The sequence below is a fragment of the Duganella sp. 1224 genome (genome assembly GCF_013408245.1).
Lineage (GTDB): Bacteria > Pseudomonadota > Gammaproteobacteria > Burkholderiales > Burkholderiaceae_D > Rugamonas.
The window spans coordinates 1,239,321-1,262,852 of record NZ_JACBYS010000001.1; the positions used below are offsets into that span (position 1 = coordinate 1,239,321).

Genomic DNA, 23,532 nt, shown 5'->3' on the forward strand with positions numbered 1-23,532 from the left:
ATTGTAAAGCATCCCGGTGAAAGCTGCAGGAGGGCAAAGGTATGAAATGTGCAGTAGCAGACGGAACAAAAAGCGCGATATCGGCTACCATCTTGTTATCGTTTCATACCCGGGAATTCACCATGTCGCCATCCACTTCAGTTCAGGCACTCAGCGTGCAGCAATGGTTCTACGCTTACGGCGGCGCGCTGTTGACGCTGCTGGTGCTGGATGCGATCTGGATCGGCCTGTACATGGCCAACGCCTACAAGGCGGCGCTGGGCGACCAGATGCTGGCGCAGCCGCGCATCGCGGCGGCGGCCGTGTTCTATCTGGCGTACGCGGCCGGCGTGGCCTTCCTGGCGGTGGCGCCGGGCTTGCGCGAGGCCAGCTGGCAGACGGCCGCGTTGTACGGGCTGGTGCTGGGATTGATCGCCTATGGCACCTACGACATGACCAACTACGCGATTCTGAAGTCGTGGCCGCTCGGCCTGTCGATCGTCGATATCGCCTGGGGCGCGGGGCTGACCGCGGCGGCGGCGGCGGCCGGCTGGTTGGTCGCCAGCCGCTGGGCTTAGGGCTTTACCAGCCGCGAGATCAGCGGGAAGCGCAGCCGGTAGGGCAGCCACTTGACGAACTTCAGCGCCAGCGTGAAGCGGCGCGGAAAGTGGATTTCAAACCGTCCCGAGGCGATGCCTTCGCGGATCGCGCGCGCCGCCGCTTGCGGCGTTTGCAGCGCCGGCATGGTGAACTCGTTCTTGGCCGTCAGCGGCGTCTGCACGAATCCCGGATTGATCAGATAGACGCTGACGCCGCGCGGGCGCAGGTCGACGTACAGCAGCTCGGCCAGGTTGATCAGCGCAGCCTTGCTGGGGCCGTAAACGCTGGCGTTCGGCAGGCCGAAGTAGCCGGCCACGCTGGCCACGATGGCGATGCCGCCGCTGCCGCGTTCCAGCATTGCCGGCAGCACGGTGGCCAGGCCGGTGTAGACGCTGCCGAGGTTGGTTTCCAGCGTGAGGGCGGCGCGTTCGGGGTTGACGTCCCAGCTGCGTTCCGGGCGGTAGTCGGCGGCGCAGAAGACGATCAGGTCGATGCCGCCGAGCTGGGCGCTGATGTCGGCGTGGCGCTGGGTCCAGGCGTCGCGGTCGAGGATGTCGAATGGCACGGCCAGCGCGCGGGTGTTGCCGGCGGCGATGGCTTGCAGGCGATCGGCGCGGCGGGCGGACAGCGCCACGTGGGCGCCGGCCTGCAGCGCTTCGGCCGCCAGCGCGGCGCCGATGCCGCTGGAGGCGCCGATGATCCACACGCGCAGGCCGGCCCAGTCGCGCAGCGGGGCGTTCAAGGGTTGCATGCGCGCCTCCGGAACGTCAGCGTGACCTGGCCGAATTCGATGCCGAATTTGCGCATGCTGGCGCGGTTCATCATGGTGCAGCGGTCGATCAGGAACATCCAGTCGTCAAATTGCATTTCGTAGGTGGTGCCGTCGACCGGCAGCAGCAGCGTGTATTGCCAGCGCAGCGCGTTGCCGGCGGTTTCGCCTTGCGCTTCGCCCTTGACGTCGGCGGCGGTGCCGCGCCAGCGCTGGTCGCCGTCGCGCACCAGGCGCCACACGCGTTGCTGGGTGCTGCCGTCGTCGTAGCGGAAGCGCTCGTCCAGCGTCAGCGTGTTGTCGCGCTGGGTGCCGGTGATTTCAACGTGGAAGCGCTTGGTGACTTCGCCATTGCGTTTCTGGAACATGCCCCAGGCGTCGGTGACGCCGGTGAAGTAGTCGGCCGGGTCCAGCGCCGGCGTCGCGGTGCGGTATTGCTGGATGTCCGGCCCGGCGCAGCCGGCGAGCAGGGCGGCCAGCATTATGGCGCTGATGCGTTTCATGGGTGACTCCTTGCGGTCTTGCGGCCGGATGTGGCCATGGCGAGTAATTTGAGCAGGCAGGGGATGATGGCGTAGGCCGCCACCAGGGCCGGGCCGCCGCCGTGGCCAGGGCGGTAGTCGAGCCAGGCCAGCAGCGGCAATGTCAGGCCGGCGATGGCCAGTGCCAGTTTGCCCAGCAGCGTGAACAGGCCGAAACCGGCGCCCAGCCGGTTGCTCAGCTGTTCGCCCAGCGCCTGGCCGAGCAGGACTGGCGGCAGCGCGAGGTCGGCGCCGAGCGCGGCGCCGGCGGCGACGCAGACGATGGCGTAGGGGACGAGGTCGCCCTGGCCGAGCAGCGCGGCGCCGCAGAAGCCAGCCACGGACAGCAGCATGCCGAGGCGCCAGCAGCGCAGCGGTCCCCACTTGCGGGCCAGCGCGGTCCAGGCGGGCAAGCCACAGGCGGCGGCGCCGAAATAGCAGGCCAGGAAGATGCCCGACAGCTGCGGCGCGCCGAGCTGGTCGGCGATGTAGAACAGCGCCAGCGTGGCCGGTATCGCGACCGCCAGCGCGTTGAAGAAGTACGGCAGCAACAACGCCCGCACCGCGCGGCTACGCGCCAGCTCGCGCCAAGGCGCCAGCCACGACTCACGCCCACCGCCCCCCGCGCCTGCCTGCGGCATCGCCGCGACCATGGAGGTCTCCGCGGTCGCGTCAGGCGCGGAGCCCTCTCCGGTGGCGGTGGGCGGCTGGGGCGCTGGTGCGTAGCGTAGCAGGGCGCCTATGGCTGCGGCCATCAGCAACGCGAAGGCGATGCTGTAGACCGTCAGGCGGGCGCGGATTTGCGCCGGGTCGCCGGCGAGAATGGCGGCCGGGATCAGGCTGGCTGACAACATGCCTGCAAGCCCCAATCCTTCGCGCCACGCCGCGCCGCCCAGCGCGGCGGGCAAGCGCGCGCCCCACGCCAGGTAGGCGATGTTGACCAGGCTGTGCGCGCCGTACGCCAGCACCAGCATGACCGCCAGCCACCAGCCAGTCGGCACGCCGGCCGGCGGCAGCCACAGCGCGGCAAACGCCAGCATCAGCGCGCCAGCGCCGAGCGTCATCCAGCGCTTGCGGCGCGCCGGTGTGCGGTCCAGCAGGTGCCCGAGCAGCGGATCTTGCAGCATGTCGATGCCACGCGCGATGAACAGCACCACGCCAAGCGGCGCCAGCGCCATGCCCAGATGCGTGGCGTAATACGCCGGCAATTGCACGAACAGCGGCAACGCCGCCATCGCCAGCGGCGCGCCCAGCAAACCGTAGGCGGCATTGCTCATGGCTGCGTTCCCATCAGGCGCTGACGCAGTTTCTGGTCGCGGCTGTCCGGATTGAGCCAGATATCGAAGAAAGCGCGCGCCAGGGCATCATCCTCCACCTCGGCCAGCAGGCGCTGACGGTCATACAACTGCATGCCGCGACCAGGCTGGTAGACGCCGGTCAGCTCATCCCCCTCCTTGACGTCGACAAAGGCCCCGGCCAGCACCGATTCCCAGCGCGCCATGGTGGCGTCCGGAATCGGCGCGCGGGCGAGGCGGCGGATCTCGCCCATGCTGGTGCTCACCAGGCGACCCCGGCTGATGCTGCGGTAGTAACTGAGCTGCAACGCAAACGGTTGCGTGGCGTCGAATGGCCGGCTCGCCGACCACAAGGTGGCGCGGTAAATGCGCAGTCCGAAAAAGGTCAGATCGCCGCCGCCCAGTGCCTGCGCCTGCGGCAGGACCGCGCGCCATGGCGCAGCGTCGGCCGCTACGCGACCATCGGCGGCCGCTGTGCCAGCCTTGCCAGCGGCGGCACGCGCCGCAGCCGCCGTCACCGGTCCGCAGATCGCTATCGCGGCCAGCAGCAGCACGGCCAGCCGGCGCCGCTCAGGCCTTGTGCAGATGGAACTGGACAACATCGGTGCGGCCCTCGTCAAACGCGGCTTCGCAGTAGGCGAAATACAGATCCCAGATGCGCATGAAGTGCGTATCGAAGCCCAGCGCACCCGACTGCGTGCTGGTGGCATGAAACGCGCTACGCCAGCGCCGCAGCGTCTCCGCATAATCCGGCCCGAACGCATAGTGCTCCGTGCAACGCAAGCCGGCCTGCGCCGCGCCGCGCTCAAATCGCTCCACGCTCGGCAGCATGCCGCCGGGGAAGATGTACTCCTGGATGAAGTCCGCCGTGCTGCGATAACGCTCGAAATGCCGCTCGTCGATGGTGATCGACTGCACCAGCGCCTGGCCGCCCGGCTTCAGGCGCGCTGCCAGCGTGTCGAAATACTGCTTCCAGTAACGCTCGCCAACCGCCTCGAACATCTCGATCGACACAATCGCGTCATACGTGCCCTCCAGATCCCGGTAATCGCGCAATTCCAGCTGCGCCAGCGCGCCGAGGCCGGCGGCGTCGATGCGGCGGCGCGCCACCTCCAGCTGCGACGGCGAAATCGTCACGCCGTGCACGTGAATGCCCTGGCGCGCCGCCTGTTCGGCAAAGCCGCCCCAGCCGCAGCCGACTTCCAGCACGCGATCGCCGGCGCGCAGGCCCAAGGTGTCGATGATGCGCTGGTACTTGCGGTGCTGCGCCCGCTCCAGCGGCTGGCTGTAGTCGCCGTCGAACATCGCCGACGAGTAAGTCCAGCTCGGATCCAGCCACAGCTTGTAGAAATTGTTGCCGATGTCGTAGTGGCTGTGGATGTTGCGCTGGCTGCCGCTGCGCGTATTCGGCCGCAGCCAGTGGCGCAGACGATACCAGCAGCGCGCCAGCACGCCGCCAAACAGCGCCGGCTCCAGCGCCGCCGCGTTGCGCAACGCCAGCCGCAGCAGCGTCACCAGATCCGGGCTGCTGATCCAGCCGGCGGCCCAGGCTTCGGCCAGGCCGATGTCGCCGGCGCGCAGGATGCGGCCGCAGGCGCGCCAGTCGTGTACCGCCAGCGTGGCGCCGGGGCCGGTATGGGCGTTGCCAAAGACCATGCGCGTATGGTCGGGCGTGATCAGTTCCAGATGACCGCAACTGATGCGGCCGAGCAGATTCAGGAACACCCTGGCGGCGGCCGGGGCGGCCTGGATGGTGGTCGACAGCGTTTGGCTCATGGGAGTGGCTCCTCGTGAACAGTGATGTGTGGAAGCGAGCGCGGCGGCTTGCGGAAGAAGGGCACGCCCTTCAGCCACAGGCGCAGCGCCTGCCAGTGGATGCGAAAAACGATGCCCAGCCCCAGCAGCGGATAGCGCAGCAACGCCAGCGCGGCGGCGCGCGCGCTCATCGGTTGCGGCTGGCCGGACAGGGTGGTGTGGATCAGCAGACCCTGCCTGTCGTAGTAATCGATCGCGGTGCGCGGGCGGCGGCCGTCCAGTCGGAAGCGGAACCGGTAGCTGCCGATGGTTTCGCAGAACGGCGACACGTGCATCTGTTTCAGGCAGGTGGCATGGCCGTCGCTGTCCAGTTGCAGCAGGTAGCGGTGGGTTTCGCCAAAGGTGTTGTTGACCTCGGCCAGCACCGCGCGCAGGCTGCCGTCGGCCGCGTGGCAATGCCAGAAACTGACCGGATTGAACACGTAGCCCAAGACGCGCGGGAAGGTTTGCAGCCAGATCTCGCCATCGGCATGGATGCCGTGCGTGGCCAGCAGCGCGCGCATCCAGCGTTGCAGGTCGGAGCCGTCGCGCGGGCCATAGTCGCGGGTGCGTATGGACAGCGGACGGCGGCGATCGATGCCGAACCATGACGACTGGCACGCATCCAGCCGCGCCAGGTTCACCCGCACATAAAACACCGGGTAGACGAAACGATGGAGTACCGGCCTGAACCGCGAATGCATCACGCGTGCGTCGACCAGTTGGGCGGCGGCCTGCGGCATCATGGCAGCGTCGCCCAGGCAGGGGCGGCGTGGAAGGCGGACGCAACGCGCAGCGCGGACTTGAGGCCGTCCTCGTGGAAGCCGTAGCCGGTCCAGGCGCCGGCATACCACAGGCCGTTCTGGCCCTGGATGCTGGACAGCGCGCCCTGGGCATCGATCGCCGCCTGGTCCATGATCGGATGGTCGTACTGGAAGCGCGCCAGCACCTGCCCGGCGGCCGGCGGCGAGGGCGGATTCAGCGTCACCACCACCGGCGTGCTGAACGGCAGGCTTTGCAGCTGGTTGAGCCAGTAGCTGACGCAGACCGGCTGGCTGCCATCGGTCTGCCGGGTCGATAAATAATTCCACGCCGACCACACCTTGCGGCTGCGCGGCATCAGCCGCGTGTCGGTGTGCAGCCAGGCGGTGTTGGGTTGATAGCGCACCGCGCCCAGGATGGCGCGCTCTTCCGCGCTGGCGTCGGCCATCATCGCCAGCGTGGCCGGCGCGTGGGTGGCCAGCACCACGGCATCGAACGCTTCCGTTTGCGCGCCGCTGTCGACCAGCACCTGGTTGCCGATGCGGCGCAGCGAGCGCACCGGCGTGTGCAGGCGGTAGTCGCGCAGCGTGGCGGCGATCGCCTGCACGTAGTTGCGCGAGCCGCCGCGCACCGTGCGCCATTGCGGCCGGCCGTTGACCTGCAACAGCGCGTGATTCAGGCAGAAGCGCAGGAAGGTCGCGGCCGGGAAGCCGAGGATGTCGCTTGGCGAGCTCGACCAGATGGCCGCCGCCATCGGCAGCAGATAGGCGTCGCGGAACATGCGGCCGTAGCGCCGGCGCGCCAGCAGTTCGCCCAAGGTGGCGCCGTCGATCAGGCTTTGTGCCAGAAAACCCTCGGCATGGCGGTTGAAGTGCAGGATATCGCGCAGCATGCGCAGGAAAGCGGGCGAGGCCAGGCGGCGGCGCTGGGCAAACACGGTGTCGAGGTTGGTGCCGGCCCATTCCAGCGCGCCGTCGTCCATCGACACGCCGAACGACATGTCGCTGGCGATGCTTGCCACGCCCAGCTCGTCGAACAGGGCGATCAGGTTGGGATAGGTTTTCTCGTTATAGACAAGGAAACCGGTGTCGACCGCGCACTGCTGGCCTTCGAGCGTGATGTCCACGGTGTTGGCGTGGCCGCCCAGGTAGGCGCCTGCCTCGAACAGCACCACGTCATGGTGGCGTTGCAGGAAGTAGGCGCTGGCCAGGCCGGCGATTCCGGCGCCGACGATGGCGATGCGTTGACGAGGCATTTGCATGAGGTTTATATACTGGAATGTACCGACGTGCTAATATTACTACCAATAAATCAGAAACGCTACTGATTAGTAGCGAAACGTACCAATGAGTATTCTTGCTAAATTCAGCTTCAAGGACCAGGCCTTCAAGCTGCGTGAAAACGCCATCCTGGACGCGACCACGACCGTGCTGAGCGGCAAGGGTTACGATCTGATGACCATGGACGACGTGGCGGGCGCGGTCGGCATCTCCAAGCCCAGCCTGTACAAGCACTTCAAGTCCAAGGAAGAACTGGTGGGCGAGGCGATGATCCGCCTGCTGGACGGCGCCATCGAGCAGATCGCCGCGCTGGACGCCGGGCTGACGCCGCTGGAGAAATTGTCGGCGCTGCTGGAATGGGCGCTGCGGGTGCGGCTGGGCGGCGGACTGCCGTTCCTGCCGTCGACCAGCCCGCACGTGCGCGATATGCTGATGCGCAACATCAAATACATGCTGAAGGTGGTCAAGCTGAACCGGCAACTGGAAGCGCTGGTCAAGCAGGCGCAGAAGGACGGCAGCCTCAACGCCGAGCTGCCCAGCGACGTCATCCTGTTCAGCTACTATGCCCGGACCTGCGATCCGGCGGTGGAATTCCTCAGCAAGTTCAGTAAGATGAGCGACGACGACATCGTCCGTCACATGCTGACGGTGGCATTCAAGGGGCTGTAGCGCCGTCCGGTGCGCGGGTTGTGCTATTGTCGGGCTGTTACCACAGCGAGCCACCGCCCATGAAAATACAGTCCTCCCTTCCCATCTGGACCATCGCCGCGCCCGTGCTGGGATGGCTGGCCCTCGGCGCAAAGTCGGCACTGGGAGGAGCGGGCGCGCTGTCGCCGCTGCTGTTGATCGTGCTGGCCGCGTGCCTGTTCGGCGGCGTGCTGGCGGCCGTGTTCCACGCCGAAGTGGTGGCGCACAAGATCGGCGAGCCATTCGGCACGCTGGTGCTGGCGGTGGCCGTCACCGCCATCGAGGTGGCGTTGATCGTCTCGCTGATGGTGGCCGGCGGCGCCGAAACCACCGGCCTGGCGCGCGACACCGTCTACGCGGCCGTGATGCTGATCCTGAACGGCATGGTGGGCCTGTGCCTGCTGTTTGGCGGCGGCCGCCATGGCGAGCAGAGCTTCACCGCCACCGGCGTCTCCGCCGCGCTGGCGACGCTGGCCGCCATCTCGGTGCTGACCATGGTGCTGCCCAACTACACCATCACCACGCCGGGGCCGTCGTACAACAGCAGCCAGCTGATTTTCATCGCGGTGATTTCGCTGGTGCTGTACGGCACTTTCGTGCTGGTGCAAACGGTGCGGCACCGCGAATACTTCCTGCCGCAAGGCGGCGTGGCCGCGGAGGAGCACGCGGCGCCGGTGCCCGCCCGCATGGCCTGGATCAGCGGCGCGCTGCTGCTGGCCTGCCTCGGCTGCGTGGTGTTGCTGGCCAAGGCGTTGTCGCCCTCGCTGGAAGCGGCGGTGCTGAAACTGGGCGCGCCGAAGGCGCTGGTCGGCATCATCATCGCCGCCGTGGTGCTGCTGCCCGAGGGCATCGCCGCGTTGCAGGCGGCGCGCGCCAACCGCCTGCAGACCAGCCTCAACCTGGCGCTCGGCTCGGCGCTGGCCAGCATCGGCCTGACGATCCCCTGCGTGGCCATCGTCGCGCTGCTGAACGGCTGGACGCTGACGCTTGGCATCGACGTCAAATCCACCGTGCTGTTGCTGCTGTCGCTGATCGTCACCTCGCTCTCGCTCACCGGGGGACGGACCACGATTATGCAAGGCACCGTGCTGCTGACCATCTGCGCGGTCTACCTGTTTGTGACGATTGTTCCCTAAGCCGAGCGCTCGACGATGACGTAGTGCTTGCGCACCGGTTCGACCACCTCGAACACGCCCTTGAAACCGGCCGGGATGACCATGGCGTCGCCCGGCCCGGCTTCCGCCGCCACGCCGTGCTCGTCGATCACACGGCAGCGGCCCTGCAGCACGTAGAAGTATTCATCCTTGTGATCGGCAAAGGCGATGCGCCAGCTGCCGCGTTCGCAGGCCCAGACGCCGGCATGCACCTCGCCGCTGGCGTTGCTGAAGTGGTTCCAGGTGGTGCGTTGCGGATTGCCCTGCAGCCGGCGCTCCTCGCGCGGGTGATCGTACTCGGGCGCCGGCGATTGCAGGCGGAACTGGGTGATGGCGGTATTGGTCATGATGGTCGATGAAAGTTGTTGCGATAAGTGCGCGGCGACTTGCCGTTGACGCGCTTGAACGCGTTGCTGAAGGCGCTCTCGGAAGCATAGCCGAGCGCGCGCGCGACCACCGCCACCGGCGTGTCGTCGTCGCGCAGCGCCCGTTCGGCCAGGCGCATGCGCCACCCGGTCAGATACGTCAGCGGCGCGACGCCGGCGCTGGTGCGGAAGTGCAGCGCAAACGTGGTGCGCGACATGGCGCAGGCGCTGGCCAGCTGGTCCAGATGCCAGGCGCGCGCCGGGTCGCCGTGCATCAGCCGCAGCGCCGGCGCGATGCGCCTGTCGCCCAGCGCGCGCAGCCAGCCGGCCGGCATGGCGCCGGCGGTCTGGATGTGCGCGCGCAAAATCTGGATGAACAGCAGTTGCGCCAGGTGCGCGGACGCCAGCGGCGCGCCGGGCAGATCATTGGCGCGTTCGCTCACCAGCTGATCCAGCAGCCAGCGGAAGCTGGTCGCCTGCGACGACGCGGCCGGCACCTGGATCCACGGCGGCAGCGCGTCGGCCAGCAGGCTGCCGCTGGCCGCGTCCAGCAGCACGTGGCCGCCGATATGGGCAAAATCCTGGCCGTCGCCGAGCGTGGCAATGCCCGTGCCGGCGCCGGCAAACACCGTCATCGCATCTACCGGCGGCAGGCCGGGCTCGCTGCTCAGCACAAACGCGCGCGGCGCTGACAGCAGGCCCACATCGCCGGTGTTGAACCGGACGGGTGCCGGCTCGCCGTCGATGGCGACCCAGCAGCTGCCCTGGACCACGGCGAAGAACTTGATCTTGTCCGGCACCGGAAAACGCAGCGACCAGGCGCCGCCGGCGCTGAAACCGCCGGTGACCAGAGTTTCCACGTTCATCAGCTTGAGAATGTCGGAGATGGGGTCAGCAAACATGTCCGCACTATTGCGCAAGTAATACGCACTGTCAAGCATTCACAGTCCGGCCCGGCGGCTTTATCGTGGCGGCTACACTTAAACGGGAGAACACGATGGACGAAACATGGGTATTGGTCACGGGTGGCAGCGGCTTTATCGCGCAGCATTGCATTCTGCTGCTGCTCGAACGCGGGTACCGCGTGCGCACCACGCTGCGCACGCTGGCGCGGGAGGACGAGGTGCGGCGCCAGCTCAAGGCGGGCGGCGCCGAGCCGGGCGGGCGGCTGTCGTTCGTCGCGGCCGACCTGGAACATGACGCCGGCTGGGACGACGCCGTGGCCGGCTGCGCCTACGTGCTGCACGGCGCTTCGCCGACGCCGTCCGGCGCGCACGCCACCGAGGACGACTGGGTGCGGCCGGCGGTGGCGGGCAACCTGCGGGTGCTGCGCGCCGCGCGCCGGGCCGGCGTCAGGCGCGTGGTGTTGACCTCCGCGTTCGGCGCCGTGTTTGCGGGCCACCCGCCGATGACGCGGCCGTTCAATGAAACCGACTGGAGCAACCTGTCCGGCAACGTGGCGCCATACCAGAAGTCCAAGACGCTGGCCGAGCGCGCCGCCTGGGACTTCATCGCGCGCGAGGGCGGCGGGCTGGAGCTGTCCGCCGTCAATCCGGTGACCGTGCTCGGCCCGGCGCTGGGGGCCGACTATTCGCACTCGATCCGCCTGATCAAGAACATGCTGGACGGCCAGCCCGGCTGTCCGAGGATCAATACCTGCGTGGTCGATGTGCGCGACGTGGCCGACCTGCACCTGCGCGCCATGCTGCATCCGGCCGCCCACGGCGAGCGCTTTCTCGCCACCTCCGGCGACAGCCTGTGGCTGGCGGACATCGCCGCGCTGCTGCGCACCCAGCTGGGCGACGCGGCCGGCAAGGTGTCCACCCGCATGCTCCCCGACTGGTTCATGCGGCTGAGCGCTTTGTTCAGTCCGCCGATCCGCGGATTGTTGCCGCTGCTGGGCCTGAACCTTAACGCCAGCGGCGAGAAGGCGCGCCACCTGCTGGGCTGGACGCCGCGCTCCCGCGAAGAGGCGATCCTGGCAACCGCCGCCAGCCTGCGGTCGCTGGGATTGTAATAGAATGCCGTCTTTGATTTTTCAGCGATGGACAACATGCGATTCCGGCATTACAAAGGCGGCGAGTACGAACTGGTTTGCGAGGCGACGATGGAGGCCGACCTGACGCCGCTGATCGTCTACCGCGCCGCGAACGGCACCGTCTGGTGCCGTCCGCGCACGGTGTTTTTCGAGGAAGTGGAAGTTGACGGCAAACGCGTGCAGCGCTTTGCCGTGATTCCCGATGCCTGAGGTCAGTGGCCGGCGCCGTTGACGAAGCGCAGTTCGACGCGGCGGTTGCGCTCGTTGCTGGGCGACAGGCCGGGCAGGGGGTGCGAGTCGCCAAAGCCGGCCACCACCACGCGCTTGGCCGCCTCGGCACCGGTGTGCCCAATCAGTAGCAAACGGGCCTCGCGGGCGCGCGCTGCCGACAGCGTGAAGTTGTCGTCGTAGACGGTGCAGAAGTTGCGCAGATCGGTCACCGGCCCCTTGACCTTCTGGTCGTCGGTGTGGCCCTCGACGTAGATCTGGCCGGCCTGAAATTCCACCAGGTAGGCGGCAATGCGGTCTTGTACCTGGGCGAACGCGGCCTTGGCGGCCGGCTCGATGCAGGCGCTGCCGCTGCGGAAGGCGTGCTCCAGCAGCGTGACCTTGCCGGCCGCCTTGTCGATGGCGACGTAGCGTGCTGCGCCTTCCTGCTGGAAGGCCGCCTCCATCTGGCCCAGCACGGTGCGGATTTGCTGCTGCTGGGCATCGGCGCCTTCGCTCAGGCGTTGCTCGGCGGCCTGCTTTTGCACCAGCGAGACGACCAACATCAGCATCACCACCGCCACCACGCCGGACATCAGGTCAGCGATGACGATCCATTCACTTGGCTTGTCTTTCATCGCGTGTCCTTATACTGGCGTGGCGTCTGCCGCGCGCACCTGCCGGCCAACGGCGGCGGCCAGGCGCTCGATGGACTCGTCCGCGACGTGGGCCGGCCTGGTCAGCGCGGTGGCCAGACGGTCGATGGACTCGTCCGCCACGCGGGCCGGCTTGGTCAGGGCGGACGCCAGGCGCTGGATGGACTCGTCCGCCATGTGCGCCGGCTGATTCAGCGCGCTGGTCAGGCGCTGGACGGATTCGTCGGCCAAGCGCGCCGGCTGTCCGATTGCCAGGGTAGCCTGTTGCAGCAGCGTCACCAGTTGCTGGTCGGATTCCTGCCGCTGCGCGATGCCGACGATCAGCTGGCCAAGGTGCTCGGAGGTGCTGCGGTTCTGCTCCACCAGTTCCTTGCTGCGCACATTGCTTTCAATGACCGCGTCTTGCAGTGCGGCGAATGTTGCGATGGCGTGCGCCATCTTTTGGCCAGCGTCGGACACCGAGCGCAGGCCGGACTCGGTCCTGGTCTGCATTTGCTGCACGTAGTTCTGCACTTCGCCGAGCGACGCCATCAACTCCTCGCCGGAGGCAGCGAAAGTCGCCTGCGCCTTGAGCTGCAAATCGACCGACTGCTGGCTGGCTTGCTTGAGCGTCTCGATCGTGTTGCTGACGCCGCTGGACAGATGCGTGATCGCATTTTCGATACCGCTGGTCGCCTGCGCCAGGCTGGCCGACATGGCCGTCATATTGGTGCCGAAATCGGTCTGCATGGTGTTGATCGACGCGCCGAGGTCGGACTTGATGCTGTCCAGCACGCTGATCATGGTGGTGCGGAAGTCCTGGATCACTTCGCCGAGGTCGACGCTGGCCTGGCCGGCGGCTGCGGCGGCGGTGGACATGTTGTCGGCGGCGCTGGCCATGGTGCCGATATTGTGCTGGACGCTGTCGACGAAATTGTGCATGGCGTCGCGGGTGGCCTCGGTGTGTTCCTGGAGCGCGTCGAGGCGCCGGAGTTGCAGCTCGGCGCGCTCGGCCTGCAGTTCGGCCGCCGTCGCGCCGCGCTGCAACTGGGCCAGCACGGCCTCGGCGCTGCGTTCCTGTGCCGTCACCTGGGACGCGCCGGCCCGCGTAATGGCATCAATGGCCCGCTCCTGCGCCGCCAGTTGCGAGGCACCGGCCTGCGCGATGGCGTCATTGGCCCGCTCCTGCGCCGCCAGCTGCGCGGCACCGGCCTGCGTGATGGCGTCGATGGCGCGCTCCTGCGCTGCCAGCTGCGCGGCGCCGGCCTGCGTGATGGCGCCGATGGCGCGCTCCTGTACCGCCAACTGGGCGGCGCTGGCGCCGGTCAACGCGTCCAGGTGCCGGGTCGCGAGTTGCTGCTGCAGCTCCAGCAATGCCGCATGACGCAGCCCGGCGTGCTCGACGGCTTGTCGTTGGCCCGCCAGCAGGGCATCGTTGGACTGCGCGATGGTGTCGATCAGACGCTGGCGCTCGGCCGCTTCCCGTTGCGCCGCCTGCTCGGCCGCGTGCGCCGCGTGCGCCTGCACCTTTTGCGCCGCCCACAGCAGCCGCCGTTCCTCGTACGGATTGCGCATGAACCACAGCTTCAGGGTCAGGAACGCCATGATGCCCCAGGTCGAGGTCTTGAACTTGGAGCCGAGCGAATTCATGATCGGCGTCAGGTTGTCCAGCGGATTGGCGCCGGCGGCATGCTGGCTGTTGTTGAGTACGCTAGCCGCTTCCGTCAACGCCAGGCCCAGGCCGATAAAGGTGCCGAGCAGGCCAAACACCAGCAACAGGCTGGGCAGCACATCCGCCCAGCGCTCGGCGGGCGTGGCCACCGCGCCGCTCAGTTCTTCCGGCGAGCCGTAGGCCGCGGCCGGACCGGCCTCGCGGTCGATGACGTCCAGCCGGCGCTGCCATTGCTCGTTGCGGGCCGCGCGCCAGACCAGCCACGGCGTGACGAACAGCGCCGCCACAAACACCAGCGCAAAGCTGGTTTGCAGCACGCCATGCACCGACGCGCTGAATTCCGGTTTCAGGAACGTGAGAAGGATGGAATCAGCCATTGCATTCCACCACCAGTGCTTCTCCACGCTTGATGCTGGCTTCGCGGAAGATGTTGGCGAAATCGCCGATCAGCGCCTGCTGTTCGGGCGACAACTGATGCCAGCGGGTGCCGTGCTGCGCGCACGCGATCAGCACCTCGCCCACCGCCTTGCCCTGCGTCAGCAGGTATTCCTGGCCGCTGGCACGCAATTCCTCCGGCGACTTCTCAAGCAGTTGCAGGAAGCCCTCGGTGGCCGAGATATAGTTTTCGCGCTCCAGGTTGCGCTTCATCAGGTCTTCGTTGGCCTGCATCTGTTCCGGCAGTTCGGCGGCCAGATGGTCCAGCGTGGCCTGGTCCGCGGCCGACAGTTGGGTCACCTTGGCCTGGAACTGCAGATTCTTGAGCTTGGCCTTGGCCGTGTTCAGCACGGTCACCATGCGTTTCCACTGGCGCTCGTCCTCGGTCAGATCCAACTGCCACATCTTGTGCATTTCCTCGAACACGAACGGCGTCAGCTTGGTGCCGAAGCGCTGCAGGACGATGCCGTCGAGGCGCTCGGCGTCGACTTCGCTCAGTTGCGGGGCATCCGACAGCAAGCTGGCGCCGACCTTGACCAGGAAGATGTCGTCGGCCGTGATGTGCTCCAGCGAGGCGGCCACGCTGAGTTTGTCCTCGACCGTGCGCATCAGCTTTTGGGTGGCGCGCAGGCGCAGATAGTGTTCCATGTCGGTGACGGTCTGGCCCTCGTCGATCAGGTTGGCGATGCCGGCCTTGACCAGCGCCAGTTCGTTCAGCATGGCGGCCACGTCGAAGGTGCCGGCGTGCTTGCCGCCTTGGGTGTGCGCCTTGGCTTCGTCAAAGGTCTGCTGGTGTTCGCGCGCCTCGGCTTCTTCCATCGCGCTCAGCTTGCGGTCCAGGCGCTGGGCCAGCTTGATGACCCATTGCGCGGCGCGCTCCAGCTTCTTCAGGATCGGGCTGTTCTCGAGCGCCAGCAGGGCGGTCAGACCCTTGTCCACCGCCAGGATGGCGCCCTTCAGCCACGGATAGGGCGCCAGCTTGGCAATGCCCTGCAGGAAGGGGCTGATTTTCTGCAGATAGGGCTTGACCTTGCCCCACGTCTCCTTGACGGTGGCGATCAGGCCCTCGCCCTTGTTGGCGATGAACGAGATCGCCTCGCGCACGACGCTCTTGGCGCCATCGTACACGGCGCTGGCGACACTGCTGACCGCGCTGACGACCGAACTGGCTGCGCTGGATATAAAGCTCAACAAACCCATCTCTACTTTCCTTTCTTGGTGATCATCAAGCCACGCCAAGCATGCGGCGGGCGGTGTTGGTGCTGTGGTCAAGGTGTGCCGGCGTCACCGGTGCGCCGACCTCGGCCATGGCCTTGCGGACTTCGGCGACGGCTTCTTCCAGATGCCGGGCCGCCAGCGCCGGCGCGCTGCCGCCCTGTTCGGCGGCCAGCAGGGCCTTGGGCAAGGCCAGCCGCATGCAGGTGCGCAGTTCGCGCCCGGAGAAGCCATCGGTCAGCTCGGCCAGGTGGGCCAGCAGGGCGCCGCGCTCGGCGGCCAGCGGAATGGCGGGCACCAGCAGCCGCTCCAGCAGCCGCTGGCGCGCGGCCTGGTCCGGCAGGTCGAAATGGATGTGGTAGCTGATGCGGCTGCGGAACGCCGAGTCATAGTTGCGCTCGAAATTGGTGGCGAAGATGACCACGCCGTCAAAACGCTCCAGTTCGATCAGCAGGGTCGAGCGCATGGCGTTGACCTCGTTGTCCACCCCCTGCGTTACCGACGACAGCCGCTTGCCCAGCAGCGTGTCGGCCTCGTCGAAGAACAGCACCGCCTGCTCCTCGCGCGCGGTGTCGAAGGCGGCGCGGATGTTCTTGGCGGTGTCGCCCAGGAATTTGCTTTCCAGCTCGGAGATGCCGAGCGACAGAAATTGCATGCCCAACTGGCCGGCGACCGCTTCCGCCGTCATGGTCTTGCCGGTGCCCGGCGGGCCATAGAAGTTGAGCACGGTGCACAAGCCCATCGGATCGACCGATTCGAAGTTCCAGTCCTTGTAAATGGTCTTGTGGAAGCGCAGTTTGGCCAGGCATTCTTGCAATTGCACTGCCGTGCTGTCGGACAGGATCACGTCGCGCTCCAGCTGGTGGCGCGGTGTGCTGGTCAGAAATTGCGTCATGGTAGTCTTTCCTTTGTTGATACTGTGGCCTATGTTACGAAGGCACACGACAGATGGTGTCGCAACCAGCCATTAGGAAAGATATTTTTCCTTCTAGTAATATTATCAAAACTAGTTAGTAAAAGGAAATTTATTTGTGACTTCGACCATGAGGTTTTTATGACCACCGGTTACATGCCGTGCCAACGACTCGGCCGGCATTGGCTGGCTGAAGTAGAAGCCCTGCGCCTGGTCGCAGCGCAGCGCGCGCAGAAAGTCGCGCTGCTGCACGGTTTCCACGCCTTCCGCCACCACCGTCAGGCCCATGCTGTGGGCCAGGGCGATGACGGCGCCGGCGATGGCGGCGTCGTCGCTGTCGTCAGGGATGTCGCGCACAAAGGAGCGGTCGATCTTCAGTGCGTTGATCGGAAAGCGCTTCAGGTACGACAGGCTGGAATAGCCGGTGCCGAAATCGTCGATGGCCAACTGGACGCCCATGTCGCTCAGGCGCTGCAGCGTTTGCGCGGCGCCGTCGGGGCGTTCCATCAACACCGATTCGGTGATTTCCAGCTCCAGCCGTCCGGCCGGGCAGCCGGTGTCGGCCAGCACCCGGGCCACCATGATGTCCAGGTCGGGCTGGCGGAACTGGCGCGCCGACAAGTTGACCGCCACCCGCAGGTCGGCGGCTCCGTGCCGTTGCCATGCCACCTGCTGCGCGCAGGCGGTGCGCAGCACCCATTCGCCGATCGGCACGATCAGCCCGGTTTCCTCGGCGATGGCGATGAAGGCGTCCGGCATCACCAGCGGCTGGCCGGCCGGGTGCCAGCGCAGCAGCGCCTCGGCGCCAACAATGGCGCCGCTGGCCAGGTCGATCTGCGGCTGGTAGTTCAATTGCAGCTCGCCCCGTTCGACCGCGTGACGCAGGCCGCTTTCCAGCGTCAGCCGGTCCAGCGTGCGGGCATTCATCTCCTGCGCATAGAACTGGTAGTTGCCGCGCCCCATGGCCTTGGCCTGGTACAGCGCGGCGTCGGCGTTCTTCAGCAGCGTCTTGCCGTCGTCGCCGTCGCGCGGGTACAGGCTGATGCCGACGCTGCAGGCCGGCGCCAGCTCGTGGCCGTGGATCAGCATCGGCTCGAACAGGGCGTTGAGGATTTTCTGCGCCAGCGCGGCGGCCACGTCCTCGGTGGGCAGTTCCGGCAGCAGCACCACGAACTCGTCGCCGCCGAAGCGGGCCACGGTGTCGGCGTCGCGCACCGCCTGCTTGAGGCGCCGCCCGACTTCGATCACCACGCGGTCGCCGGCGTCGTGCCCCAGGCTGTCGTTGATGGTCTTGAAGCGGTCCAGGTCGAGGAACAGCATGGCGACCTGGTTGCCGCTGCGGCGCGCCTGGGCGATGGCCTGCGATACGCGGTCCAACAACAGCGTGCGGTTGGCGAGGCCGGTCAGGGCGTCGTGGCGGGCCAGGTGCATCAGCTCTTCCTCGAACTGCTTGCGTTGCGAGATGTCCTCGATCACCGCCACCAGCGAGGCATGGCCGCTGTCCGGCTGCATGGCCGTGACGGTGGCCTTGACCCAGACCCGGCGGCCATCCTTGCACAGATAGCGCTTCTCGCGTGACGATGTTTCCAGCTCACCATGCGCCAGCGCGCGCAGCAGCGGGGCGTCGATCTGCCATTCCTCGGCGCTGACCAGGTCGGCCACGTGCATGCCGCGCAGCTCTTCCTCGGTGTAGCCGACGATGTCCTGCAGCTTGCGGTTGACGCGCAGCCAGCGGCCGTCGGCCGACAGCTGCGCCAGGCCCACCGCCGCCTGACCGAAGGCGCCGCGAAAGCGCGCTTCGCTGTCGCGCAGCTGCTGGCGGCTGGCCTGGATGTAGGTGTCCAGCGCCAGGCCCATGTCGAAGCTGACCACCTTCATCAGGGCGGTATAGGTGGGCAGGAACTGCGCCGGGCGGTCGCGCAGCAGCTCGGCCAGCACCGGGCCGAGGTCGCCGATGTATTTGCGGTAGGCGCCGATGTACCATTCCGGCGCCAGGCCGATGCGCTGGTGCGCCAGGCCCACGCGCAGGCGGTGGCGCACGTAGTCGGCGCCGTAGTCGCCGGCGGTGAGCGACTGGAAATAGGCGCCTTGCAGACGGTGCAGCCGGTCCAGCACCGCCGGATCTTGCAGCATGACGCGCAGCACCGGCACCGTTTGCAGATGACGGTAAAAGCTGGCGATGAGCTCGGGCAAGCGCGCTTGCAGCAGGGGATGAATCGCGCGCAGCAACTGGATATCGTCCTGCGTCATTTCCAGGAATCGCAGGCGTTGCCGGATGTCGGCGTCGGTGGGCATCATGTGGCTGACAATACGGTCCAGTTCGCTGGGCTCTGCAAGCATGCGGCTTCCTGTAGTCGGGCCGGCGCGCGGGTGCGCACCGCGCGCAACCGCCAGTCTAGCCTGCACGCGGCCGCAAAAAAATGTCCGAGATCAAGGAAATGTTGACGCGCTCCGTGTGCGGCCGTACAGAGTGGCCCGGCGGGCGGGCAGACACTGGTCGTTTCAGCGCAAGGAGGACGTGATGGCTATACGATTAAAGAAACTCGACCAGCAGGTGATGGTGATTACCGGCGCCACCAGCGGCATCGGCCTGACCACCGCGCGCATGGCGGCGGAAAAGGGCGCCAGGCTGGTGCTGGCGGCGCGCGACAGCAACGCGCTCGATCAGCTGGTTGCCGAGTTGCGCGGGCAGGGCCGCGAGGCGCTGGCGGTGCCGACCGACGTCGGTTCGCGTGACGAGGTGACCGCGCTGGGCCGCGCCGCCGTCGAGCGCTTCGGCCGCATCGATACGTGGGTGAACAATGCCGGCGTGTCGATCTATGGCCGGCACCGGGAGGTGCCGCTGGAGGACCAGCGGCAGCTGTTCCAGACCAATTTCTGGGGCGTGGTGCACGGCTCGCTGACGGCGCTGGAGCTGATGAAGGACAAGGGCGGCGCCATCATCAACCTGGGCAGCGAGTTGTCCGAGGTGTCGGTGCCGCTGCAGGGCATGTATTCGGCCTCCAAGCATGCGGTGAAGGGGTACACGGATTCGTTGCGCATGGAGATTGAAAAGGATGGTGTGCCGATCTCGGTCACGCTGATCAAGCCGGCCGGCATCGATACGCTGTTCACCAGCCACGCGCGCAACTACATGAAGAACGAGCCGGAGCTGCCGGCGCCGCTGTATGCGCCGGAGGTGGTGGCGGACGCGATTCTGTACGCGGCCGAGCATCCGCAGCGCGATATTTTCGCCGGCGGCGCTTCCAAGATCTTTGCGATGGAAGGCCACACCATGCCGCGCATGCTGGACAAGGTGATGAATCTGCTGATGTTCAGTCAGCAGCAAAAACCGCAGCCATCGGCGCCGGACCGCAGCGACGCGCTGTATCAGCCGAACGGGCAGGAATTGCAGCAGCGGCAGGGCGGGCGTGGCAAGGTGTTCGAGCGCTCGCCCTACACGTGGCTGACCACGCGCGGCAAGCCGCTGACGTGGTCGCTGCTGGCCGGCGGCGCGCTGCTGGCGGCGTGGAAGATGAGCACCCCAACGGCAAAGAAGGGGTAAAAGCTAGCCAGGCCGGCGGCCGCCGCACGATCCAACCCGCGCGCTTTAGCCACGACGCCAGCACCACCACTTAGGGGTCTGACCCCGGCGGGGTCAGACCCCACCAGGCCGTGCGGGTTTACAGCTGCTTGGTACACAACTGGAATTCCGGATCATCCTCATAAGGACGAATCTGGAATTCCAGACTGCTCATCAGCCGCAGCATGCCGCGGTTCTTGCGCAGCACCAGCCCGACCATCTCGCTCAAGCCCTTGTCGCGCGCCACATCCATAATCTCCAGCATCAGCCGCGTGCCCAAACCCTGGCCACTGAACTTGTCATCCACCAGCAGCGAGAACTCGCAACTGCTGCGATCCGGATTGGCAATATAGCGCGACACGCCGATGATCTGCTCCGTCTCGGTAAAACTGCCGTCATCATCCGCCGTGCGCGTGGTCAGCACCGCCACCAGCGCCATCTCGCGGTCGTAATCGATCAAGGTGTAGCGCGCCAGCATCTGCGCCGACAGCTCGCGCAGCGACGATGCAAACCGGTTGTAGCGCGACTGGTCCGACAGCCCGCGCACCAGCGCCTGCAGCATCTCCGCATCGGTCGGCTGCACCGGGCGCAGCGTGTACTGGCCGCCGCCGCGCATCGGCCACTCGCGCGCGTAGCTGGACGGATACGGCATGATCGCCAACTGGTCATACCGCTGCGCCGACGGCGGCGCCACGCCCACCACCACGCGCGCATCCACCGCCAGCACGCCGAATTGGTCGACGATCAGCGGGTTGATGTCCAGCTCACGCAACTGCGGCAACTCGCACACCATCTCCGACACCCTTAACAGAATATGCTCGATGGCCTGGTGATCGACCCCCGGCGCGCCGCGCCATTCGCCCAGCGTGGCGGAAACCCGCGCGCGGTCGATCAGGCGCTGTGCCAGGAAGGGATTCAACGGCGGCAGCTCGACCGCGCGGTCATTCAGCAACTCGACCATGGTGCCGCCGGCGCCAAAGCCGATCACCGGCCCAAACAACGGATCGCTGGCGACGCCAATATACAACTCGCGGCCATCACGTTTGCCGGCCATGCGCTGCACGGTCACGCCGTTGATGCGCGCCTCCGGTTGCAGGCGGCGCACATTGGCCAGCATGTCGCCGTAGGCGGCGCCCAGCGCGGCGGCATCGCCCAGGTTCAGCACCACGCCCTGTACCTCGGATTTGTGGGCGATGTCGGGCGAATCGATCTTCAGCGCGACCGGGTAGCCCAGCTGCGCGGCGATCAGCTGCGCCTCGGCCGCGCTGCGCGCCGGCATGGTCGGCGTGATCGGGATGTGGAAGGCGGCCAGCAGGGCCTTGGATTCCATCTCGGTCAGCACGCTGCGGCGCTCGGCCAGCACGCTCTCGACCAGCCGGCGCGCGCCCTCCAGGTCTGGCTTGGCCAGTTGCGACAGTGGCGGCGGCGTCTGTTGCAGCAGTTGCTGGTTCTGGTAGAAGGCGGCGATGTTGCCAAAGCCATCGACCGCCGCCTCCGGCGTGCGGAAGGTGGCCAGGCCGGCCTGGCCGATCACCTTGCGTCCGGGCGCCACGCGCTCATCGCCCATCCAGCAGGCCAGCAGCGGCTTGCCCAGCCCCTTGGCGGCGGCCGCCACGCTGTGGGCGATGGCGGTCGGATCGCCGTCCAGCTTGGGCGAGTAGATCACCAGCAGGCCGTCGACATTGGCGTCCTGTGCGCAGGCGCGGATGGCGGCTGCGTAGTGCTCAGGGCCGGCTTCTTCCGACAGATCGAGCAGGTCGGTCAGCGTGGCGTGCACCGGCAGTTGCGGTGCCAGCGCCTTGGCGGCGTCGGCGCCCGGGCGGCCCAGTTGCAGGCCGAGCTGGCCGAGCCAGTCGGCCGCCAGCACGCCGGGACCGCCGCCATTGCTGATCACCGCCAGCCGCGGGCCGACCGGGCGGTAGCGCGAAGCCAGGCACTTGGCGGCCGAGAACAGCTGCACGAAGGTGTTGACGCGCACCGCGCCGGTACGCCGCAGGGCCGCGTCAAACACCTCGTCGCTGCCGATCAGCATGCCCGAGTGGGTGGCCGCCGCGCGCGAGGCCGCCGCCGCGTTGCCGGACTTGATGATGACCACCGGCTTGGTGTTGGCGGTGCCGCGCAGCGCCGACAGGAAGCGGCGGGCGTCGGTGATGCCTTCCATGTAGATGACGATGCTCTCGGTGGCCGGATCGGTGGCGAGGAAATCCAGCGTCTGTGCCAGGTCGACCGCCGTGTTGGGGCCGAGCGACACCACGGCCGACAGGCCGACCGAGTTGATGCCGGCCCAGTCCAGGATCGCCGACGTTAGCGCGCCGGATTGCGAGATCAGGGCCAGGCTGCCGCTTTGCGCCAGCTTGCCGGCCACGCCGGCGTTGAGCCTGAGGCGCGGGCGCTGGAAACCAAGGCTGTTGGGGCCGAGCAGATGCAGGCCGTGCTTGCGGGCGATGGCGTGCAGCTCGGCCGCCAGTTCGGGCGCCACGCTGGACGAGACGATCAGCGCCGACTTGCATTGAATGCGGCCGGCCACCTCCAGCGCGAACGCCAGTTCATCGTGTGGCAGCGCGATCAGCGCCAGGTCGGCGCGCGACTGCACCAGGTCGGCCAGGGTGCCGGTCATGCTGACGTCGAGGAAGGTCAGGGTGCCGTCGTAGCCGCCGTCGCGCAGTTGGGCGCAGAGGCTGCGGCCGTAGGCGGTCTGGCGCTCCGGCTGGTCCGGCGGACCGGCGAAGACGACGATGGATTTGGGCGCAAACAGGGGGCTGAGGTAATGCAGATCCATGAACTTTTCTCGACAATGAGTGGCAGCCCACACTATACGGCAAATCAGGGTGCTGGAGCCGTTCACCCCGCACGGCGGGGCACAGGGGTCAGACCCCGTCCTTTTGGGGCGGACGGCGTCACTCAATCAACCATCCAAAGCCAGGGGCGCGCCGGCGGCGACTTGTTCCACATTGTGCAGGCCCGGCAGCGTGAAGGCGCGCTGCCCCATCGCCAGCCAGCCGCGCCGTCGCAGCGCGCTGAGGCAGCGGCTGACCGTGGACGACGTCAACCCCAGGTAATCCGCAATATCCTGCCGTGACATCGGCAGCGTCGCGCGCGCCATCCCATGCGCCTGCGCCAGCCGCGCCAGCAGAAACTGCGCCACCCGTTGTACCGCCGAGGTGCTGCGCAACATCGCCGCGTGCTGCTGGTGCCGGGCGATGGTCGCGCTGAGCAGCTGCCCGAACGCCTCGGCGCTGCGCGGCTGGCGGTCCAGCAGCGCGATCAGCATCGCATACGGCACGCTGGCGATCTCGCAATCGGTGAGCGCCACGGCGCCGGCGTGACGCTGGTGCTCGTCCAGCGACTCCAATCCCACCCACGCGCCGGCGCCGAGAAACTCGATGATGTGCTGGCCGCCATCCCGCCCATGCTGATACAGCTTGATATCGCCGCTGCGGATGATGTGCAGATAATGGTCCACCTCGTCCGACACGCGGAACAGGTGCTCGCCGCTGCGCAGATGCACACAACGCTGGCGCAGGCAGGCATCGCCGCCGTCGCCGGCCGGCGCGGCATCGTCCTGGCACAGGAGGTTGAGCGGGCAGTCGTGGCAGCGGCGCATGCCATCCGCCAACGCCGGCGTCGCCCGCCAAGTTCGGTGCGCCAT

The 23,532-nt window shown here is 67.3% G+C and carries 22 protein-coding genes; 6 read left to right on the forward strand and 16 right to left on the reverse strand.

What is annotated here, in order from left to right:
- The first annotated feature begins 122 nt into the window (after nt 1-122).
- On the forward strand, nt 123-557 hold the full coding sequence (locus tag FHW58_RS05630; RefSeq protein ID WP_179672050.1) for a DUF2177 family protein: 435 nt from the start codon (nt 123-125) through the stop codon (nt 555-557).
- Here FHW58_RS05630 and FHW58_RS05635 read toward each other — a convergent pair.
- Genes FHW58_RS05635 through FHW58_RS05665 form a run of 7 tightly spaced genes read right to left on the reverse strand, consistent with a single transcriptional unit; the run spans nt 554 to nt 6,981 of the window.
- Nucleotides 554-1,330: an SDR family NAD(P)-dependent oxidoreductase gene (locus FHW58_RS05635; protein ID WP_179672051.1), complete on the reverse strand. Its 777-nt coding sequence runs from the start codon at nt 1,328-1,330 to the stop codon at nt 554-556. The genes FHW58_RS05630 and FHW58_RS05635 overlap by 4 nt on opposite strands.
- Nucleotides 1,318-1,851, reverse strand: coding sequence for a DUF3833 domain-containing protein (locus FHW58_RS05640; RefSeq protein WP_179672052.1), 534 nt, complete (start codon nt 1,849-1,851; stop codon nt 1,318-1,320). The genes FHW58_RS05635 and FHW58_RS05640 overlap by 13 nt, the downstream gene beginning before the upstream one ends.
- Nucleotides 1,848-3,146: an MFS transporter gene (locus tag FHW58_RS05645; protein WP_179672053.1), complete on the reverse strand. Its 1,299-nt coding sequence runs from the start codon at nt 3,144-3,146 to the stop codon at nt 1,848-1,850. Before FHW58_RS05645 ends, FHW58_RS05640 begins: the two co-directional genes overlap by 4 nt.
- Entirely contained in the window at nt 3,143-3,766 is a 624-nt protein-coding gene (locus tag FHW58_RS05650; RefSeq protein ID WP_179672054.1) for a chalcone isomerase family protein, read from the reverse strand. Before FHW58_RS05650 ends, FHW58_RS05645 begins: the two co-directional genes overlap by 4 nt.
- Entirely contained in the window at nt 3,735-4,940 is a 1,206-nt protein-coding gene (locus FHW58_RS05655) for a cyclopropane-fatty-acyl-phospholipid synthase family protein (RefSeq protein WP_179672055.1), read from the reverse strand. Before FHW58_RS05655 ends, FHW58_RS05650 begins: the two co-directional genes overlap by 32 nt.
- Entirely contained in the window at nt 4,937-5,701 is a 765-nt protein-coding gene (locus FHW58_RS05660; RefSeq protein WP_179673291.1) for a DUF1365 domain-containing protein, read from the reverse strand. The genes FHW58_RS05655 and FHW58_RS05660 overlap by 4 nt, the downstream gene beginning before the upstream one ends.
- On the reverse strand, nt 5,701-6,981 hold the full coding sequence (locus FHW58_RS05665; protein ID WP_179672056.1) for an NAD(P)/FAD-dependent oxidoreductase: 1,281 nt from the start codon (nt 6,979-6,981) through the stop codon (nt 5,701-5,703). The genes FHW58_RS05660 and FHW58_RS05665 overlap by 1 nt, the downstream gene beginning before the upstream one ends.
- A gap of 85 nt (nt 6,982-7,066) precedes the next feature.
- Here FHW58_RS05665 and FHW58_RS05670 point away from each other — a divergent pair, with 85 nt between their 5' ends.
- Both FHW58_RS05670 and FHW58_RS05675 read left to right on the forward strand, forming a co-directional pair.
- Nucleotides 7,067-7,669, forward strand: a complete 603-nt coding sequence (locus tag FHW58_RS05670) for a TetR/AcrR family transcriptional regulator (RefSeq protein ID WP_179672057.1) — start codon at nt 7,067-7,069, stop codon at nt 7,667-7,669.
- Nucleotides 7,670-7,728: 59 nt separating this feature from the next.
- Nucleotides 7,729-8,823, forward strand: coding sequence for a calcium:proton antiporter (locus FHW58_RS05675; RefSeq protein WP_179672058.1), 1,095 nt, complete (start codon nt 7,729-7,731; stop codon nt 8,821-8,823).
- On the opposite strand, the gene FHW58_RS05680 is transcribed toward FHW58_RS05675, so the two are convergent.
- Together FHW58_RS05680 and FHW58_RS05685 are read right to left on the reverse strand one after the other, a co-directional pair.
- Nucleotides 8,820-9,188, reverse strand: a complete 369-nt coding sequence (locus tag FHW58_RS05680; RefSeq protein WP_179672059.1) for a cupin domain-containing protein — start codon at nt 9,186-9,188, stop codon at nt 8,820-8,822. The genes FHW58_RS05675 and FHW58_RS05680 overlap by 4 nt on opposite strands.
- Nucleotides 9,185-10,147 carry an AraC family transcriptional regulator gene (locus tag FHW58_RS05685; protein WP_179672060.1) on the reverse strand — a complete coding sequence of 321 codons (963 nt, stop codon included), beginning with the start codon at nt 10,145-10,147 and terminating at the stop codon, nt 9,185-9,187. Before FHW58_RS05685 ends, FHW58_RS05680 begins: the two co-directional genes overlap by 4 nt.
- Before the next feature lie 56 nt (nt 10,148-10,203).
- Here FHW58_RS05685 and FHW58_RS05690 point away from each other — a divergent pair, with 56 nt between their 5' ends.
- Nucleotides 10,204-11,223 carry an aldehyde reductase gene (locus tag FHW58_RS05690; protein WP_179672061.1) on the forward strand — a complete coding sequence of 340 codons (1,020 nt, stop codon included), beginning with the start codon at nt 10,204-10,206 and terminating at the stop codon, nt 11,221-11,223.
- Nucleotides 11,224-11,259: 36 nt separating this feature from the next.
- Nucleotides 11,260-11,454: a DUF1653 domain-containing protein gene (locus tag FHW58_RS05695; RefSeq protein ID WP_179672062.1), complete on the forward strand. Its 195-nt coding sequence runs from the start codon at nt 11,260-11,262 to the stop codon at nt 11,452-11,454.
- A gap of 2 nt (nt 11,455-11,456) precedes the next feature.
- Here FHW58_RS05695 and FHW58_RS05700 read toward each other — a convergent pair whose 3' ends face one another.
- The 5 genes from FHW58_RS05700 to FHW58_RS05720 form a co-directional block, all read right to left on the reverse strand.
- Entirely contained in the window at nt 11,457-12,089 is a 633-nt protein-coding gene (locus tag FHW58_RS05700; protein WP_179672063.1) for an OmpA family protein, read from the reverse strand.
- 9 nt (nt 12,090-12,098) lie between these two features.
- A complete protein-coding gene (locus FHW58_RS05705; protein WP_179672064.1) occupies nt 12,099-14,135 on the reverse strand; it encodes a hypothetical protein in 2,037 nt (678 codons plus the stop codon).
- Nucleotides 14,128-15,393, reverse strand: a complete 1,266-nt coding sequence (locus FHW58_RS05710) for a hypothetical protein (protein ID WP_179672065.1) — start codon at nt 15,391-15,393, stop codon at nt 14,128-14,130. Before FHW58_RS05710 ends, FHW58_RS05705 begins: the two co-directional genes overlap by 8 nt.
- A 25-nt stretch (nt 15,394-15,418) precedes the next feature.
- Nucleotides 15,419-16,303, reverse strand: coding sequence for an ATP-binding protein (locus tag FHW58_RS05715; protein ID WP_179672066.1), 885 nt, complete (start codon nt 16,301-16,303; stop codon nt 15,419-15,421).
- Nucleotides 16,304-16,414: 111 nt separating this feature from the next.
- On the reverse strand, nt 16,415-18,661 hold the full coding sequence (locus FHW58_RS05720) for a bifunctional diguanylate cyclase/phosphodiesterase (RefSeq protein ID WP_179672067.1): 2,247 nt from the start codon (nt 18,659-18,661) through the stop codon (nt 16,415-16,417).
- 181 nt (nt 18,662-18,842) lie between these two features.
- Here FHW58_RS05720 and FHW58_RS05725 point away from each other — a divergent pair, with 181 nt between their 5' ends.
- Complete coding sequence (locus FHW58_RS05725) at nt 18,843-19,865, forward strand: SDR family oxidoreductase (protein WP_179672068.1); 1,023 nt, start codon at nt 18,843-18,845, stop codon at nt 19,863-19,865.
- 118 nt (nt 19,866-19,983) lie between these two features.
- Here the strand turns inward: FHW58_RS05725 and FHW58_RS05730 are convergent, their stop codons facing one another.
- Complete coding sequence (locus FHW58_RS05730; RefSeq protein ID WP_179672069.1) at nt 19,984-22,662, reverse strand: bifunctional acetate--CoA ligase family protein/GNAT family N-acetyltransferase; 2,679 nt, start codon at nt 22,660-22,662, stop codon at nt 19,984-19,986.
- Nucleotides 22,663-22,788: 126 nt separating this feature from the next.
- Complete coding sequence (locus tag FHW58_RS05735; RefSeq protein ID WP_229265062.1) at nt 22,789-23,532, reverse strand: Crp/Fnr family transcriptional regulator; 744 nt, start codon at nt 23,530-23,532, stop codon at nt 22,789-22,791.

Bases quoted from the DNA above. Each gene is read 5' to 3' on its own strand.
- FHW58_RS05720 (WP_179672067.1), bottom strand. From the start codon at position 18,661: ATGCTTGCAGAGCCCAGCGAACTGGACCGTATTGTCAGCCACATGATG.
- FHW58_RS05665 (WP_179672056.1), bottom strand. From the start codon at position 6,981: ATGCAAATGCCTCGTCAACGCATCGCCATCGTCGGCGCCGGAATCGCC.
- FHW58_RS05695 (WP_179672062.1), top strand. From the start codon at position 11,260: ATGCGATTCCGGCATTACAAAGGCGGCGAGTACGAACTGGTTTGCGAG.
- FHW58_RS05690 (WP_179672061.1), top strand. From the start codon at position 10,204: ATGGACGAAACATGGGTATTGGTCACGGGTGGCAGCGGCTTTATCGCG.
- FHW58_RS05655 (WP_179672055.1), bottom strand. From the start codon at position 4,940: ATGAGCCAAACGCTGTCGACCACCATCCAGGCCGCCCCGGCCGCCGCC.
- FHW58_RS05680 (WP_179672059.1), bottom strand. From the start codon at position 9,188: ATGACCAATACCGCCATCACCCAGTTCCGCCTGCAATCGCCGGCGCCC.
- FHW58_RS05705 (WP_179672064.1), bottom strand. From the start codon at position 14,135: ATGGCTGATTCCATCCTTCTCACGTTCCTGAAACCGGAATTCAGCGCG.
- FHW58_RS05640 (WP_179672052.1), bottom strand. From the start codon at position 1,851: ATGAAACGCATCAGCGCCATAATGCTGGCCGCCCTGCTCGCCGGCTGC.
- FHW58_RS05735 (WP_229265062.1), bottom strand. From the start codon at position 23,532: ATGGCGCACCGAACTTGGCGGGCGACGCCGGCGTTGGCGGATGGCATG.
- FHW58_RS05675 (WP_179672058.1), top strand. From the start codon at position 7,729: ATGAAAATACAGTCCTCCCTTCCCATCTGGACCATCGCCGCGCCCGTG.
- FHW58_RS05710 (WP_179672065.1), bottom strand. From the start codon at position 15,393: ATGGGTTTGTTGAGCTTTATATCCAGCGCAGCCAGTTCGGTCGTCAGC.
- FHW58_RS05635 (WP_179672051.1), bottom strand. From the start codon at position 1,330: ATGCAACCCTTGAACGCCCCGCTGCGCGACTGGGCCGGCCTGCGCGTG.
- FHW58_RS05650 (WP_179672054.1), bottom strand. From the start codon at position 3,766: ATGTTGTCCAGTTCCATCTGCACAAGGCCTGAGCGGCGCCGGCTGGCC.
- FHW58_RS05660 (WP_179673291.1), bottom strand. From the start codon at position 5,701: ATGCCGCAGGCCGCCGCCCAACTGGTCGACGCACGCGTGATGCATTCG.
- FHW58_RS05725 (WP_179672068.1), top strand. From the start codon at position 18,843: ATGGCTATACGATTAAAGAAACTCGACCAGCAGGTGATGGTGATTACC.
- FHW58_RS05630 (WP_179672050.1), top strand. From the start codon at position 123: ATGTCGCCATCCACTTCAGTTCAGGCACTCAGCGTGCAGCAATGGTTC.
- FHW58_RS05645 (WP_179672053.1), bottom strand. From the start codon at position 3,146: ATGAGCAATGCCGCCTACGGTTTGCTGGGCGCGCCGCTGGCGATGGCG.
- FHW58_RS05700 (WP_179672063.1), bottom strand. From the start codon at position 12,089: ATGAAAGACAAGCCAAGTGAATGGATCGTCATCGCTGACCTGATGTCC.
- FHW58_RS05730 (WP_179672069.1), bottom strand. From the start codon at position 22,662: ATGGATCTGCATTACCTCAGCCCCCTGTTTGCGCCCAAATCCATCGTC.
- FHW58_RS05715 (WP_179672066.1), bottom strand. From the start codon at position 16,303: ATGACGCAATTTCTGACCAGCACACCGCGCCACCAGCTGGAGCGCGAC.
- FHW58_RS05670 (WP_179672057.1), top strand. From the start codon at position 7,067: ATGAGTATTCTTGCTAAATTCAGCTTCAAGGACCAGGCCTTCAAGCTG.
- FHW58_RS05685 (WP_179672060.1), bottom strand. From the start codon at position 10,147: ATGCTTGACAGTGCGTATTACTTGCGCAATAGTGCGGACATGTTTGCT.